The following is a 14,803-nucleotide window of genomic DNA, read 5'->3' on the forward strand; positions in this document are numbered from 1 at the left end:
ATAATTTACAGGCTCGCTGAAGACCCTTGTGGGAGCGGGCTTGCCCGCGATGGCGGCACCTCGGTCTATCAGACAAACCACATTCCATCCCCCTGGCAGCATGGTCACATGATTGGCCGACGAACTATCGATGGGGTCCCAGTCACCGCTGCGGCGCCACCATCCGGAAGCGGATATTGATCTCGTTGGACACCACACTGTCCGCCCACTCGCCCTCGCCGATCTTGAAGTCGTCACGCTTGAGCACCAGTTGGCCCTCGAAGATGCCGATGGCGCTCTCGGATTTGAGCAGCACCGGTACACTCACTTCTCGAGTAAGCCCCCGCAGGGAAAGTTTGCCGGTGATGGTGTAGCGGTTATTGCCCAGGGCCTTGATGGACGTCGACTCGAAGGTCGCCACCGGATAAGTCGCCGTGTCGAACCACGCCGGTTTTTGCAGCTCGGTGTTGGCGTCGCTGCTGCCGGCGTCGATGCTGTTCAGGTCGATGGTCAGCGCGGCATGGGCGGCGCCGGGGTTATCGGTGTCGAAGTCCAGTTTGGCCTTGAACTTGCCAAAGGTGCCGTAGGCTCTCGACCCCATCTGCTCATAGGTGAAGCTCAAGGTACTGGCCCTGGCGTTCACATCCTTGTATTCCACGGCTCCAGCAAACGGCACCAGGCCGAACACCAACGTGCCGGCCAGAGCGACGCAACGCGTGGATCGAAGGTTCATGACGCTCTCCGGGAGGGCTCCCGTCCTGAGTTGGCGTGCCGCACAAGTCGGGTCGTATCAGATGGACTAAAGCAAACAACCGGGGTTTATTCCACCTCACCCGTTGATTTGCGACCACCTGCCGCTGGCCGCCAGCGCTACCCGCACTCCCCGCGTTGCCACGCCCGCCGCAACAGGTCGATCACCTCGGCATCCGAGGTTTGGGAAAAATTCATATACCAATGACCAATCGACGTGAACCACTCGGGCATCAGCGGACAGATCAACTCATCCACCTCGCTGCGCAGCGCCTCCACCGTTTCGATCGGCGCCACCGGCACCGCCACCACGATGCGTGATGGCGCCTGCGCCCGCAGCGCCTGGATCGCCGCCCTCATCGAAGCCCCGGTGGCCAGGCCGTCATCGATCAGGATCACCACCTGATCCTTGAGCTGCACCGCCGGCCGCGCGCCACGGTAGACCTGTTCGCGGCGTAGCAACTCGCGGCTTTCCCGTTCGACCACGGCGTCGAAAGCGGCGCGATCAATCGGGTGCACCCGCAGCGCCTCTTCATTACGAATCTGGATACCACCGCTGGCAATCGCGCCCATGGCGTACTCCGGGTGGGAAGGCACGCCGAGCTTGCGCACCAGCATCAGATCCAGGCGAACCTTCAGCGCCGTGGCCACCTCATAAGCCACCGGCACGCCGCCACGGGGCAAGGCCAGAACGATGACGTCGGGGCGATTGGCGTAAGGCAGCAACGGCTCAATCAAACGCCGCCCGGCTGCTGGTCGGTCTTGCAGGATGGAATGGGACAAGGGGCTCATTTGAAAACCTCCCCAGGCGATGGCGCCTGTCTTTTTCAGTCACACCGTCCTTTTGTGGCGAGGGGCTTTGTGGCAAGGGACCTGTGGCGAGGGGGCTTGCCCCCGTTGGGCTGCGCAGCGGCCCCCAAAATCTAACAATACATCCAGATTTTTGTGAGCGCTTCGCACTCAAACGGGGGCAAGCCCCCTCGCCACAATGGGTCTGTGAGCAGCATGCCCCTCCCGCAGCGTTCCGCCTACACCAACCGCTCAATCTTCTGATGCTGCCACACCAGTTTGTAATACAGCGTCTGCAACACCAGCATCCCCAGATACGCCACAGGAAACGCCATCCACACTCCTTGCAATCCAAACTTCGCATCCAGCAGATACGCCGCCGGCAACTGCACGCCCACCACGCACACAATGGAAATCGCCACCGGCACCATCACCGTACCGCTGGCGCGCATGATGCCGCCGATAATCGCCTGGAAACCAAACACCAGCAGGCTCCAGAGCATGATGTGCAACAAGTGCTCGGCCATGCCAAGTGTCGCCTCCTCAGTGAGGAACGACGCCAGCAACCAGCTCGACAACAAGTACCCGAGCACCACCAGACCACCGGTCAAACACACGTTGATCATCAGCCCGGTCTTCAGGATCGGCCCGATGCGCTCGATGCGCCCCGCCCCGATCGCCTGGGCCCCAAGGATCGACGCGGTGATCGCAATCGACAGCGCCGGGAACTGCACGTAATTGACGATCTGCGTCACCGCGCCATACGCCGCCGTAGCCTGGGACCCGTGCTGGTTCACCAGCGCCAGAATCACCAACTCCGACAGTGACAACACCACCATCTGCAACCCGGTGGGCAAACCGATGCGCAGCACCTTGCCGAGGATCGCCACGTCCAGCTTCATCGCCGCAAAGAACTCGCGATCCGGCGCCAGCGGATGGCCCTTGCCGATCAAGCGCCATGCCAGCAACCCCATCGCCACCAGGTTACCCACCAACCCGGCAATCGCCGCACTCTGAATCCCCATCGGCGCAAAACCCAGCCACCCGCGAATCAACGCCGGCGTCAGCGCCAGTCCCACACAGGTCGACACCACCAGCGCCAACAACGGCGACAACGTATCGCTCACCCCGCGCAGCAACTGCGTGAACAACACGAACACCAACAGCGACGGCATGATCCACAACATCACATGGGCATACGCCACCGCATCGTCCAGCACATCCGCCGGCGTCCCCAACCCCACCAGCGCCGACCGCGCAAACACACTCCCCACCACCGCCGCCACCAACCCGATCAACACCCCCAACAACAACGTCGCCCCGGCAATCGCCTTCACCAGATGCGTCTCCCGCGCCCCCCACGCCTGCCCGATCAACACCCCCGCGCCCGCGCCGAGGCCGATCACCAGGGCGATGAAGAAAAACACGATGGGGAACATCCCCGACACCGCCGCCAGGGCCTGGGTGCCGAGCATCTGGCCGATGTAGATGCTGTTGACCGTGCCGGACATGGATTGCAGGAAGTTCGACAGGACCATGGGGGCGAGGAACAGCAGGTAGGTTTTCCAGAGAGGGCGTTGGGCTTGGGTTTGCATTCGGGAAGGTCCATCTCGACGGCCGGAGCGATGATTAAGGATAGCGTGGGTGGCTGAATCCAAGGGGCCGTGAACATCTCAGGTCTGTGTTTATATTTCCAGCGACGTGAGGTGAAAGGTCTGAAGTTTCATCAACACGGATCTTACGTCTGCTCGTTTTTTTGTCTGACGAGACCGAAGCGATGAGCCGTCCCAGAATCTTATGCCCCGGACTGGGACAGACCGTACCAGTCCCTGAACAAGAACTAATGGCCGCGAATATACCGTTCAAGTTGCAATATCAGATCAGCTTGTTCTGCAATAGCTGACTTCACCAGGTCGCCTATCGATAGCAACCCAAGCAGCTTTTCGTTTTCTACAACTGGCAGATGACGAAGATGATTATCGGTCATAATACCCATGCAGTCCTCAATGCTCTGACGAGAGTCCACTGTTATCACTGGCGAGCTCATAATATCCCTAACGGGTGTACCCGCCGAGGAGCGCCCTTTCAGTACCATCTTCCGCGCGTAATCTCGCTCACTGATAACACCAACTACGACTCCGTCCTCTACGACGGGTAGCGCACCTACGTTCCGTTCAGCCATGGTCCTGACTGCCTCCAGAACCATCTGTTCCGGTGCAATGGTGTGAACATTCTGGTTATATTCGGGTTTTATACAAAGCAGCTGCGCAACCGTCTTCATAATGGCTCTCTCTTGTTTTTGTTTAACGCAAGCATCCGCTGCCGGGCGTTTGAATCGGCATAAAAAAGACAAACAATAAATTCGTTAAAATAAAAAAATCAAGTATAAGAATCCGTTGAAATCGTGGATCAACACGCTTCAATGGTAAAACCGCGCACAAGGTGCTTGCTTGAAATTAAAGCTTTCGACTTCGCTCAACCGTCTTCGATGGCACTTCTAAAAACATTTTTTTGTAATCGGATGAGAAACGCCCCAAGTGATTAAACCCCCAGCGCATTGCCACTGCAGTAATATTTTCGTTGGAGCCCCCCTCCAGCAACGCTTGCCTTACGGCCTCAAGCCGAAAACGCTTCAAATACAGAGTTGGCGTAAGGCCAAAGTATTTCTTGAAGTCTTCATATAGTTTGAAGCGGGACACTCCGACCGCGCGACCTAATTCGTCCAAGTCGACTTCATCGCAGGCATGCTCATGTATAAATTGTTTGGCTTTAAATAAATACTCAGGACACCGACTTTGCGAAAGACCAACCAACTCGTCCGAGTAATTATTAGGCTGCGATAATATAAAACCCTTGATTAGCGCTTTTTCAATATCGCGAGCCATGGAAATATGACCAAAAAAGTTACGCGCCTGCTCCATCTCCGTTAGCAGGTATTTGACCAGCCGCCACCAGGCTGCGGGCGCGCCCTCACTTGCACCTACTCTCGTTTCGAAGACAATTGGTTGCTGGGCAGGACGCTGTAACAGTTCTTCCAACACCTGGCGCATCGCTGCACATTTTATTGCGACCTGAATTTTTCGACAATTACCGGTAATAGAAAGCTCTTGCTGATCATAAGGCGATACGATCAATCCGTTATCGCTATCGGACATCAGTAAGCCATTTGATTTTCGCAGTTCCTGTTCGCCACTGATGGGTAGACTGATGCTATAGCTATTGAGCACCGACGCATCAATATCGATAGTGACATCGGTACCATATTCGATATACCCGATCACCGTGGACATCGACTTCAAGACATTTCCGGCATGTTGAAAATGCATGCGTTGGGGGCACGAGGCCTTGAGCTCGTGGGGGCCGCAAATGTTCGACATCCAGGCCTGCGCACTCTGCAGGTCATGACGCACTGCATGGATGTCTTGAAATTCAACATCGGTCCCCGCATGAGTTTGCAGATTCATCGCAGCACCACAATGGTTACGGATTGGCTACAAACGTACTTCCCAGGCCTCGGGACTGCTATCCGCATAATGCAGTAATGATCAAGAAAACGCACAAAAACACCTCGCCGTATGGCCCTCGGAAAAAGCACGCCCCGCCCTCCTCAGAAACGGATAGATATCGCCTCGAATCCGGATAGATGCACCGCCCGGAAAGGCTTTCAATCGGGGTGAGCCTAAAACTACAAAAGGGTGTACCTGATGAACAGCGCTAAAAGCATTACTCAGTGGCAGGAATACATTCAAGGCTGTCTGGATTTCCGGCCGGCCGAAGGTATTTACCGCGTCGCCCGTGACATGTTCACCGAGCCGGAACTGTTCGACCTGGAGATGGAACTGATCTTCGAGAAGAACTGGATCTACGCCTGCCACGAGAGTGAAATCGCCAACCCCAATGACTTTCTGACGATGCGTGCTGGTCGTCAGCCCATGATCATCACCCGCGATGGCAACAATCAGCTCCACGCGCTGATCAATGCTTGCCAGCACCGGGGCGCGACCCTGACTCGCGTCAGCAAAGGCAATCAGTCGACCTTCACCTGTCCGTTCCATGCCTGGTGCTACAAAAGTGATGGCCGCCTGGTCAAGGTCAAGGCCCCGGGCGAATATCCGGAAGGCTTCGACAAGGCAACCCGCGGCCTGAAGAAGGCCCGGATCGAAAGCTACAAAGGCTTCGTGTTCATTAGCCTGGACGTCAATGGCAGCGATTCGCTGGAAGACTACCTGGGCGATGCCAAAGTGTTCTTCGACATGATGGTCGCGCAATCCCCTACGGGCGAGTTGGAAATATTGCCCGGCAAGTCGACCTACAGCTACGACGGTAACTGGAAGCTGCAGCACGAAAACGGTCTGGACGGTTATCACGTCAGCACCGTGCACTACAACTACGTCTCCACGGTACAACATCGCCAGCAAGTCAATGCCGCCAATGGCGGCGTCTCCGACACCCTGGACTACAGCAAACTGGGCGCCGGCGATGCAGAAACCGACGACGGCTGGTTCTCGTTCAAAAATGGCCACAGCCTCTTGTTCAGCGACATGCCTAATCCAACGGTGCGCGCCGGTTATGCCACCGTCATGCCGCGTCTGATCGAGGAGTATGGCCAGCAGCAAGCCGAGTGGATGATGCACCGCCTGCGCAACCTCAACATCTATCCAAGCCTGTTCTTCATGGATCAAATCAGCTCACAGCTGCGTATCGTGCGCCCGGTGGCCTGGAACAAGACAGAGATCACCAGCCAGTGCATCGGCGTCAAGGGTGAATCCGACGCCGACCGGGAAAACCGGATTCGCCAGTTCGAGGACTTCTTCAACGTTTCCGGCATGGGAACCCCGGACGACCTGGTTGAGTTTCGCGAAGCCCAGCGCGGATTCCAGGCGCGCCTCGAGCGCTGGAACGAAGTGTCTCGCGGCAGTGAAAAGTGGGTCGAAGGTCCCACCCCCAACAGCGAGGTTCTGGGTATCAACCCGGTACTGACCGGCACCGAGTTCACCCATGAAGGGCTCTACATCAATCAGCACGGATCCTGGCAGCGCTTCCTTTTGCAAGGTCTGGAACAAAAAGCCCTGAAGTTGAAGGAGGTGTGAAATGAGCGCACTACAGTATTCCATCGAACAATTTCTCTACCGTAAAGCCGAGCTGTGTGATCAACAGGACTGGGACGCCTATATCACCCTGTTTGATGAGCAGAGTGAGTTCCACCTGCCGCAATGGGAGTCGGAGCATGTGTACACAACCGACCCCAAGCGCAGCATGTCGCTGATTTACTACTCGAACCGCTCCGGCCTGGAAGATCGCGTGTTTCGTTTGCGCACGGGTAAGTCGGCTGCTTCAACGCCGATGCCGCGCACCTTGCATCAAATCAGCAATGTGCGCATCAACGAACTCAATAACGGACTGCTTGAAGTCAAGGCAGCCTGGGTCACGCTCTTCACGCGACAAGGGTTGTCCGAGCAGTTCTACGGCCATGTGACCTACCACCTCAGACCCGTCGCGGACAGCTGGAAGATCACTCGCAAGCACATCGTATTGCTCAACGACACCATCAACTCGGTGCTTGATTTCTATCACCTGTGAGCTGTGGAGCACGCTGTCATGAATCATAAAGTCGCTTTCAGCTTCGCCGATGGCAAGACCTCGTTCTTCGAGGTCAAGCCAAACGAGTTGCTGCTCGACGCCGCGCTGCGCAATGGCGTGAACATCCCGCTGGACTGTCGCGAAGGTGTCTGCGGCACCTGTCAGGGGCGCTGCGAATCAGGCCGATACACTCAAGATTATGTCGATGACGAGGCTTTGTCCGAACAGGATCTGGCGCAACGCAAGATGCTCTCTTGCCAGACCCGCGTGCAATCGGATGCGTCGTTCTATTTCGATTTCGATTCGAGCTTGTGCAACGCTGGGGCCACCCAGTTGTTGCAAGCGGTGATTACCGGTGTGGAGCAGGTTTCGGCCACCACGGCGATCCTTCATCTGGACGCTTGCTCCCACCCCCGGCAATTGGATTTTCTTCCGGGGCAATACGCTCGACTGCATGTACCTGGCACCGATGAGTGGCGCTCCTACTCATTCGCCAACCGACCCAACCCCGATAACCAGCTTCAGTTTCTCATCAGGCTGTTGCCTGATGGAGTGATGAGCAACTTCATCCGTGAGCATTGCCGCCCCGGAGAAGTGCTCGAGTTCGAGGCGCCTTTGGGTAGTTTTTATCTACGCCAGGTCAGTAAGCCTCTCGTCCTGGTGGCAGGAGGAACCGGTCTGTCGGCCTTCCTCGGAATGCTGGATACCATTGCCGAACAAGGTGGTTGCGGACACCCGATCCAACTGTTCTATGGCGTCACGCAGGATAATGACCTCTGCGAAACTCAACGCCTGGCTGATTATCGCGATAAAATCGCGAACTTTGATTATCACTTGGTGGTGTCGAAACCATCAGAACACTGGAAAGGTAAAACCGGCTGGATTCCTGATCACTTCGACCGCCAGTCGTTCGAAGCCAATCCATTCGACATTTACCTGTGCGGTCCCCCGCCGATGGTCGAAGCGGTTAAAACCTGGTTCAGCGATCAGAAGATTGAGCGGTTCCAGATGTATTACGAAAAATTCATCGAGAGCAATTCCAAGCATTGAGATTGCATGAGGAATATCTGGTGCAGACCAGATATTCCTGTGCTTTTTTCATCATCCACCGACGCTGCTGATCAATACCCCACCGTCGAACTCTCGGCGATCAAAACGATCTGCCAAATGCCGTAGCGCTTTGGCCTGAACGAGCAGATCCTCGCCAATCCTTCCTGAGTCCGAGTTGCCAGTTGCCGTACCTCGTCGGCAACGACACTGCCCCCCTGCCCGCTTCGCCGGCGCGAGCTGCTTCAATAGCCGCGTTCACAGCCAGTAGATTGGTTTGTCTGGATGGGCGGCCTGAACGTTGCTGGCAACTTCCTGAAGGGTGGTGCCCAATTCGCTGAGGGCGGTCACCGACAAGTCGGTTTCATCGCGTCGACGTTCGAGGCGCAGGGTTTCGCCCTGGATCAACCGGGCAAGCTCAACCACCTGCTGTTCTACGACGCCCCAGTCGTCCCTATTCGTGACAATGTGATTTGCAGGCGACGCTCTTCTGCAACCAGGGCAATCAACATGGTCAGAAGCAGCAGGAGATGCCGACATGGCTGAAGGTCCCGAAAAGGAAAAAAAAGGTTCTTCATCCAATCCCGGGAAACTGTAGGAGCCTGCTCCTGCACGAGACCGCGTCCGAGTCGAAAATGAAGTGACCTCCAAACCATTGCGCAATAAAAAAGGGTCCCGGTAGAGGGACCCCAAAAAAAGCCCGCCCCCCAGGGGCAGGCAGAAGACCAACGTAATCGAAGCTATGGAGCACAATGACTGTGGCGGTCTTAAAAGTGATGGACATACCGCACTTGCACACGACTACCTTCAGGACGATTCTCGACGTCCTGTTCGAAGTACGCATTCACAAACACATGATCCTCTTTGGAAAAGCTGTACATCGCCCCAGGCCCGACAGCCCATACCTTTTCGCGACGGCCGGAAACCTCATGACCGTCAACTTTGGTATCGGTGATTTGCTTCAGCCAATAGCCATTGATACCCAGACGCAGCTGTGGCGTCACCGCATACTCGGTAGCAAAGTTTGCGTGTAAAGCCTGGCCGGCTTGAATATCGTCAGCGCCACCAAACCCTGGGCCCGGATCATCGTTCTTGCCGTTGTAAAGATAATGAGCACGAACGGATGCCGTCCATTTTGGAGTAAACCAATAAGTGGCGGCCCAATAGGGATCAAACGACCAAGCGTTGGCGCCCGGATTGATGTCATGCTTACTGTCGTATTTGCCAGTCGGCACGTTCACCTGCAACTCAATGCGGTGCGCGAAACGCGGTCCATCAGGTCCCATGATTGGATCAAACTGAATCATCGGGCCCAAAAGCAGATCGCCCATACCACTTTGAGCCTTCAGCGCCGCGTTATTGAGTCCGTCATCAACATCCATGCTCGTTACAAAAGGAAGCACGGCGTTCATGCCCAGCGTCGCGTTGCCCAAGCGAAGGTCGGAAAAATAGCTGACCTGTGTAACAGCGACCTGATAATCCAGCTCCTGCCTGGGCAAGCCCAGCGACTTGCCATTTTGATCCCTAAAACGATTGGCACTGTAATTCTGGAAGTATTCCTGAAAGTACCACCCCGCACCCGCTGGCGGCGCGCCATCGAGAAAAGATGTTAAACCCAGATTGACGACTGGCAGGTCATACGCCTGCGCGGCTTCAATTCCCAAGAGGCCAGTGCCCAGCACACATACCGATAGCAGTTTTCTTTTTATTTTCATGACGCTCTCCACAGCAAGGCTAAAGGCGGAGAAGTTGAACGTAGCAATGGGCGTGCAAAGGCTGTCCGTTACCACATAACGTTGAACCCTTGCCGCACAGGCCAGCGCATCAACAAGTCTCAACGCCTGTAGGATGTTCAGCTGGTATTAGTGTTTTGCGAGGTTCAAGCCCTGACTTATCGATTCACCCCGGGATGTTGCGCAGCCACTCGATACTGCCCGCCGTGAAACACCAGCGGTTCCCCTGCGCCGTGGCGGTAGTGTTCGATTTGTCCAAGGAATATCAAATGGTCACCGCCCTCATACTGAGTGACATTGCGGCAGACCAGCGTGGCAATCACGCCATCGAGCAGAGGCACCCCGGACTCTCCGGCCTTGAAGGCCACACCCGAAAACTTGTCTGGCGCAGGTCGTGCAAAACGTCCGGAAATATCGTGCTGATCTGCGCCGAGGACGTTGATCGCAAAATGCTCGCACGACAGGTAGTCCGGCAGACTCGGCGCACTGCGGGCAATACTCCAAAGCACCAGTGGCGGATCGAGTGAAACCGACGAAAAGGAGTTGGCGGTCATGCCAACATTGCGTCCATCGATCGTACGCGTGGTGATGACGGTCACCCCAGTGGCAAACTGCCCAAGCAGATTGCGTAATTCGCGCGGATCGCAGTCCTGAGCGTTGACCAGATCATGCTGGATGGATTCTGCGGTAAAGGCATTCATGTTGAACTCCTGGCTCGATGGCGACTCAAGCGGCCTGATGGGTCTTTTCCTGAATGAAGGCTTGGCACGACTGGGCGTCGAACCACCAAGGGGCAAAGTTGCGTGGATCATCGAAGCCATTGGCGATGGCCGATGCCAGAGGTTTTGACTGGCTGGCGGCCCCGAGCAGTTCGAGCAGATGCTGAGGCGGTGGCGTGAGCATCGTATTGGTCCACTTCACTACGTGCCGGGCATAACTCCAATACTGCTCGAAGGTATCGTGCATCCACTCCGGGCCGAAGTTTTGCGCGCCACGGGTGACAATCGCGTCCAGATAAACCTTGCTGCACTTGGCGGCATTGTTCGACCCCTGGCCAGTAATAGGATCATTGACCACCAGTGCGTCGGCCATGCCGAACACCTTGCGCCCCGACGGCAGCGTCAGAACCGGTTTGCGCACCATCGGCGTAAATCGTCCGGACAGGAAACCCTTGTCATCAGTCAGTTCCACGGACCGGCAACGTTCGGCCTCCCAGGGAACGTAGCGATTGACCAGTTCCAGGCTTTTCTCAAGATGTTGCTCGGCAGATGTGATCCCCTGCCAGCAATCCATCGGCCCGCCCGGAATCCCTTCGAAAACCATGATTTCGCAAGGACCGGTGGTCGTCAGGCAAGGGAACACAAAGTATTCGCCCACGCCCGGGATCAAGTTGAAGCTGACCCTGGAAAACGGCGACATCGGTGTCATGCCCTTCACGTAGGTCAATGACAGCGCCCGTTGCGGCTGCTGAAATTGCGTCCGCTCGGTATCTTTTTCGAACAGGTTGACGATCTCACCTTTACCCGCAGCCAGCAGTACCAGGTCATGACTTGCCGACAACTGCTCCAATTCAGCCACACCTACGTCCTGGATAACGACCTCGCCGCCACGCTTCACGACTTCGTCCAGCCACACCGGCATTTTCAGACGTTGATCGACTGATTGAGCGTAGCGATCCAGCCGAGCACTCCAGCTGAACAGTGGCTCATTCGGGTTCTCAGGGTCAGGCACAGTCAGACCGATACCTTCAACAGCCGGGCATTGGTCTTCCCAGAAGTTCAGCCCCAGATCGCGCTCACTTTGCAGAGCGGCATTGAACATGCACTGACTGGACATCACTTTACCGTTGCGAATGTCCTCGCCATTGCGATTAGTGGTCAGGGTCACGTGGTAGCCCTTGGCGAGCAAACCTAGAGCGAGTTGCAGGCCGGCTTGACCGGCTCCGACGATGGCGATTCGACGCATTGTTATTCTCCTGGTTATCGACGGTTACAGGTGCAGCATTCGACAGTCGCCGAACAGGGTTTCTTGTCAGTGTTATGCGTTACTCGGCAAGCCGCGGTATCGCTGGCAGGTTCTGCTCCGGCCCCATGACCGAGTAGCCCCCGTCGACGGCGTAATCCGCGCCCGTCACGAAGCTGGCGGCGGGTGAACAAAGAAACGCCACCACATTGGCCACCTCGGAGGGTTCTCCCAGGCGCCCCAACAAGTGATAAGAAGCGGCGACTGCATCAGCCTTTTTACGATTGTCGCCACTGGCTTCGGCGATCACCCGCGACCAGGTCCAGCCAGGCGATACCGAATTGACGCGGATGCCGTCGGCTGCCAGGTCCATGGCCATGCTGCGAGTCAACTGCACCATGGCGGCTTTTGATACCGGATAAAGCCAGCGCCCGGTCTGGGCACACTTGGCCGAGATGGAAGCGAAATTCACGATCGCACCACATCGCGCCTTGAGGTCCTGATGTACCGCCTGAGTCAACGCCACTGCAGAAACCAGGTTCACATCAAGTGCGTGCAACCAATCCTGGCGCGTGGAGGCAAAGCCTTGGTCGCTGTAAGTGCAGGCCAGGTTGATCAGGAAGTCGATCCCGCCGAAACGCGCACGCACCTCTTCGACCGCATGCGCAATGAGTTCGTCATCCGTCACATCGAGGTGAAAAAAAACCGCTCTCTCGCCAAGCTCGGCCGCCGCCTTGAGACCCGCTTCACGATCGATATCGAACAGCGCAACGCTAGCCCCAGCGTCAATAAACGCCCGAGCCACGGCGGAGCCGATCAGGGTCGCGCCGCCACTGATCACGGCGATCTTATTCTGTAGATGAGACATGGTTATCTCCTTAAACCGGCTTGTTGGCGCTGGAGGCCCAACTCGGCATCAACGTATTGGAAGGCAGCGATTCATCGAGCAGTTTTTGCGCAGTCACCACACCCGCCACCGGCAGACCCGTCGGGTCAAGCAGGCCGATCTGAACCAGCACGCTGGCCTGATCCCAGTAGATATGTTCGTGATAAAGCTTGGGACCACGAAACTTGACGACACCCAGCATTGGAATCTCGACATGACGCCCGGTCGGCGCCACCCCTGGGAGCATCCAGTCGATCTCGGTGTCATGGGTAAAACTCATGATGAATTCATCAACGATCTGCGATGCACCCACCGTGCGCGATAGCGGTGTCAGCGCCATGTCCTTGGGATTGCCATGGACGAAGTGATGCTGGTAGAAGCGGCTCAACTCTTTGGCACCCACGCCACCGGTCATGGTCGGGATGTGGTTGACGTAAGGTTCAGCGACCATGGTAGCCATGGTGGCGGGTACGTCGCGGGTGTCGAACTCGTGACGCACGTGCTCGTCCCAGAGATCGGAGAGGTTGTAGTCCGGCCCTAGAACCCGACGCAATGCGGCAATGGTCCGTTCGTGAGCCAACAGCGCCGATGGCTTGTGATAGTGATGACCGTTGGGGCGAGCAAAGGCGTGATCCACTCCCGGGTAAACGTAGAGTTCGACACCCGGCTTATTCTGCAAAGTCTCCTGGATCGCGGACCGAGCCTCGGCGGGACAGAACTGATCCTGTTCGGCCATATGGAGCACCAGACGACCCTGTAACCCTTCGATTTCCGACAAGGCGTTTTCAATGCCCACGCCGTAGTAACCGACGGCACAGGCCACTTCAGGTAACCGACAGGCCGCCAGATAAGCCAGCTTGCCACCCAGGCAATAACCCACGACACCCAAGTCGCCCGGTTGACATTGGGGCAAGGCTTCCAGGGCATTCAGGCTGGCACGAATGTCATCAATGCCAAGCGCCTCGTCGAAACCCTGGTAGAGTTCATAGGCACGACCAAAGTCTTCCTCGGTGTAGCCTAACTGGACACCAGGCTCCTGGCGCCAGTAAAGGTCCGGAACCAGCACCGTGTAACCTTCTTCGGCCAACAGGTCGGCGACTTCGCGCATGGCCTGGTTAACGCCGAAGATTTCCTGACAGAGCACGACGCCCGGCCCGCGACCATCGACAGAGGTCGCAAGGTAAGCCTGGAAGTGCCCCCCGGAAGGAACCTGCACGCTGACATACTGGCCTTTCATTTCGAATCTCCAATGGTTCAGGAACGTTGGAGATGATATTGGGCACCTTCGGCGATGCGGACTATCCGCTGAATGCGATGCCTGTCCGTGGCATGCAGGAAGTTGCCCATGCGTACCGGATCTGATGCGCACAATGAAACAAAGCTTTGGGAGTGGCGCTGAAAGCGCTGACGCTACCTACTGACTTCATCAACCAACAGGTTGATGAAGAACAGTGCCTTGAAGATTTCGTCACAGATGTCGACGTACGAAAACCTGCTCAGCGCAATCGATGGAAGGCAAAGGTGAAGGATCAGGCGATGGTGGTTTGCTGAAGAAGTCCGGGCAGGGTCTTCAGAAGAAGTCGCAGTGCTGCGAGAGGATGAACTGAAAAGTTGCGGACCTGATCACTACGGCTTTCGCCGTAAAGACACCAATTGCAGAAATGCTCGCAGTTGTTGGTCAGAAGTCGGTATTGATTTTCTCCTACCCGTGAGAGGGCTCTTCGGACGACTTCGTCTCGTTCAAATCCAAGCTGCCGGGTGCTCTTGACCCAGATCGGTTTCCCTGACGCAAACCGATGCAGTGTCAGCACTTCTACAGGCCCTGCGTGCAAGCCTGCACAAAGCCCGGAATAGTGAACGACTTGATGCCCACCCAAGTAGATCCCGTGATGGTAGTAGCCATTTCGTGAGGTGATGAGGTGGCTTCCAGGTGGGACCTCTGCGTCAGTTTCCCAGTCCCACTCATAGCACTGACTGGTACGGAGTTCGTCTACCGGAGCGGTTCTATAGGAGATGTTCATCATGTTCCGCCTTACCGGGAGTGGATGAGCGCTCTGGTCGGCACTCCCACCTCAGT

16 protein-coding genes and 1 pseudogene are annotated in these 14,803 nt (G+C 56.5%); 4 read left to right on the plus strand and 13 right to left on the minus strand.

Translation table 11 applies throughout. The features are described 5' to 3' along the window. Positions 1-142: 142 nt before the first annotated feature. From J4D25_RS14955 to J4D25_RS14975, 5 genes are all read right to left on the minus strand, one after another. Entirely contained in the window at positions 143-712 is a 570-nt protein-coding gene (locus J4D25_RS14955; protein WP_057714253.1) for a YceI family protein, read from the minus strand. A 137-nt stretch (positions 713-849) separates the two neighbouring features. Then, positions 850-1,521 (minus strand): phosphoribosyltransferase, encoded by a 672-nt coding sequence (locus tag J4D25_RS14960; protein WP_057714252.1) that lies wholly within the window; start codon positions 1,519-1,521, stop codon positions 850-852. Between the two features lie 236 nt (positions 1,522-1,757). Continuing rightward, the gene (locus J4D25_RS14965; RefSeq protein WP_057714251.1) at positions 1,758-3,113 is read right to left on the minus strand and encodes an MATE family efflux transporter; all 1,356 of its coding nucleotides are present in this window, start codon (positions 3,111-3,113) and stop codon (positions 1,758-1,760) included. A gap of 245 nt (positions 3,114-3,358) precedes the next feature. Continuing rightward, positions 3,359-3,799, minus strand: a complete 441-nt coding sequence (locus J4D25_RS14970) for a CBS domain-containing protein (RefSeq protein WP_057714250.1) — start codon at positions 3,797-3,799, stop codon at positions 3,359-3,361. A gap of 175 nt (positions 3,800-3,974) precedes the next feature. Beyond that, positions 3,975-4,982, minus strand: a complete 1,008-nt coding sequence (locus J4D25_RS14975) for an AraC family transcriptional regulator (RefSeq protein ID WP_057714249.1) — start codon at positions 4,980-4,982, stop codon at positions 3,975-3,977. 240 nt (positions 4,983-5,222) lie between these two features. On the opposite strand from J4D25_RS14975, the gene antA reads away from it, so the two are divergent. The 3 genes from antA to antC are packed head-to-tail and all read left to right on the plus strand — an operon-like array spanning position 5,223 to position 8,148. Then, positions 5,223-6,608, plus strand: coding sequence for an anthranilate 1,2-dioxygenase large subunit (gene antA, locus J4D25_RS14980; protein ID WP_057714248.1), 1,386 nt, complete (start codon positions 5,223-5,225; stop codon positions 6,606-6,608). 1 nt (position 6,609) lies between these two features. Then, entirely contained in the window at positions 6,610-7,098 is a 489-nt protein-coding gene (gene antB / locus J4D25_RS14985) for an anthranilate 1,2-dioxygenase small subunit (RefSeq protein ID WP_057714247.1), read from the plus strand. Positions 7,099-7,116: 18 nt separating this feature from the next. Beyond that, on the plus strand, positions 7,117-8,148 hold the full coding sequence (gene antC, locus J4D25_RS14990) for an anthranilate 1,2-dioxygenase electron transfer component AntC (protein WP_057714246.1): 1,032 nt from the start codon (positions 7,117-7,119) through the stop codon (positions 8,146-8,148). A 146-nt stretch (positions 8,149-8,294) separates the two neighbouring features. Here the strand turns inward: antC and J4D25_RS27030 are convergent. The 7 genes and pseudogenes from J4D25_RS27030 to J4D25_RS15025 all read right to left on the minus strand — a co-directional run. After that, a pseudogene (locus J4D25_RS27030) lies at positions 8,295-8,428 on the minus strand (methyl-accepting chemotaxis protein); the annotation flags it as partial. Further along, positions 8,404-8,571: a hypothetical protein gene (locus J4D25_RS15000; protein ID WP_157858923.1), complete on the minus strand. Its 168-nt coding sequence runs from the start codon at positions 8,569-8,571 to the stop codon at positions 8,404-8,406. The pseudogene J4D25_RS27030 and the gene J4D25_RS15000, both read right to left, overlap by 25 nt. A 341-nt stretch (positions 8,572-8,912) precedes the next feature. Next, complete coding sequence (locus J4D25_RS15005) at positions 8,913-9,860, minus strand: transporter (protein ID WP_057714245.1); 948 nt, start codon at positions 9,858-9,860, stop codon at positions 8,913-8,915. A 176-nt stretch (positions 9,861-10,036) separates the two neighbouring features. Then, positions 10,037-10,579 carry a flavin reductase family protein gene (locus tag J4D25_RS15010; protein ID WP_057714244.1) on the minus strand — a complete coding sequence of 181 codons (543 nt, stop codon included), beginning with the start codon at positions 10,577-10,579 and terminating at the stop codon, positions 10,037-10,039. 25 nt (positions 10,580-10,604) lie between these two features. Further along, positions 10,605-11,843, minus strand: coding sequence for a styrene monooxygenase/indole monooxygenase family protein (locus tag J4D25_RS15015; protein WP_057714243.1), 1,239 nt, complete (start codon positions 11,841-11,843; stop codon positions 10,605-10,607). Between the two features lie 79 nt (positions 11,844-11,922). After that, entirely contained in the window at positions 11,923-12,708 is a 786-nt protein-coding gene (locus J4D25_RS15020) for an SDR family oxidoreductase (RefSeq protein WP_057714242.1), read from the minus strand. A 10-nt stretch (positions 12,709-12,718) separates the two neighbouring features. Continuing rightward, complete coding sequence (locus J4D25_RS15025; RefSeq protein ID WP_057714241.1) at positions 12,719-13,963, minus strand: dienelactone hydrolase family protein; 1,245 nt, start codon at positions 13,961-13,963, stop codon at positions 12,719-12,721. 152 nt (positions 13,964-14,115) lie between these two features. Between J4D25_RS15025 and J4D25_RS15030 the strand changes: the two genes are divergently transcribed. Next, positions 14,116-14,277: a hypothetical protein gene (locus tag J4D25_RS15030; RefSeq protein WP_167362845.1), complete on the plus strand. Its 162-nt coding sequence runs from the start codon at positions 14,116-14,118 to the stop codon at positions 14,275-14,277. Here the strand turns inward: J4D25_RS15030 and J4D25_RS27335 are convergent. Further along, positions 14,256-14,750 carry a lecithin retinol acyltransferase family protein gene (locus tag J4D25_RS27335; protein ID WP_079246736.1) on the minus strand — a complete coding sequence of 165 codons (495 nt, stop codon included), beginning with the start codon at positions 14,748-14,750 and terminating at the stop codon, positions 14,256-14,258. The two genes, J4D25_RS15030 and J4D25_RS27335, sit on opposite strands and share 22 nt — an antisense overlap. Between the last annotated feature and the right edge of the window lie 53 nt (positions 14,751-14,803).

The sequence above is a fragment of the Pseudomonas sp. GW456-L13 genome, from assembly GCF_017350115.1.
In the GTDB taxonomy this organism is placed as follows: Bacteria; Pseudomonadota; Gammaproteobacteria; order Pseudomonadales; family Pseudomonadaceae; genus Aquipseudomonas; species Aquipseudomonas jessenii.

What these genes read in the sequence shown, in the direction of transcription:
- J4D25_RS15020 (WP_057714242.1), bottom strand. Translation starts at nt 12,708, where the DNA reads ATGTCTCATCTACAGAATAAGATCGCCGTGATCAGTGGCGGCGCGACC.
- antB (WP_057714247.1), top strand. Translation starts at nt 6,610, where the DNA reads ATGAGCGCACTACAGTATTCCATCGAACAATTTCTCTACCGTAAAGCC.
- J4D25_RS15005 (WP_057714245.1), bottom strand. Translation starts at nt 9,860, where the DNA reads ATGAAAATAAAAAGAAAACTGCTATCGGTATGTGTGCTGGGCACTGGC.
- J4D25_RS14975 (WP_057714249.1), bottom strand. Translation starts at nt 4,982, where the DNA reads ATGAATCTGCAAACTCATGCGGGGACCGATGTTGAATTTCAAGACATC.
- J4D25_RS14970 (WP_057714250.1), bottom strand. Translation starts at nt 3,799, where the DNA reads ATGAAGACGGTTGCGCAGCTGCTTTGTATAAAACCCGAATATAACCAG.
- antC (WP_057714246.1), top strand. Translation starts at nt 7,117, where the DNA reads ATGAATCATAAAGTCGCTTTCAGCTTCGCCGATGGCAAGACCTCGTTC.
- J4D25_RS14965 (WP_057714251.1), bottom strand. Translation starts at nt 3,113, where the DNA reads ATGCAAACCCAAGCCCAACGCCCTCTCTGGAAAACCTACCTGCTGTTC.
- J4D25_RS15025 (WP_057714241.1), bottom strand. Translation starts at nt 13,963, where the DNA reads ATGAAAGGCCAGTATGTCAGCGTGCAGGTTCCTTCCGGGGGGCACTTC.
- J4D25_RS15010 (WP_057714244.1), bottom strand. Translation starts at nt 10,579, where the DNA reads ATGAATGCCTTTACCGCAGAATCCATCCAGCATGATCTGGTCAACGCT.
- J4D25_RS27335 (WP_079246736.1), bottom strand. Translation starts at nt 14,750, where the DNA reads ATGATGAACATCTCCTATAGAACCGCTCCGGTAGACGAACTCCGTACC.
- antA (WP_057714248.1), top strand. Translation starts at nt 5,223, where the DNA reads ATGAACAGCGCTAAAAGCATTACTCAGTGGCAGGAATACATTCAAGGC.
- J4D25_RS14960 (WP_057714252.1), bottom strand. Translation starts at nt 1,521, where the DNA reads ATGAGCCCCTTGTCCCATTCCATCCTGCAAGACCGACCAGCAGCCGGG.
- J4D25_RS15015 (WP_057714243.1), bottom strand. Translation starts at nt 11,843, where the DNA reads ATGCGTCGAATCGCCATCGTCGGAGCCGGTCAAGCCGGCCTGCAACTC.
- J4D25_RS14955 (WP_057714253.1), bottom strand. Translation starts at nt 712, where the DNA reads ATGAACCTTCGATCCACGCGTTGCGTCGCTCTGGCCGGCACGTTGGTG.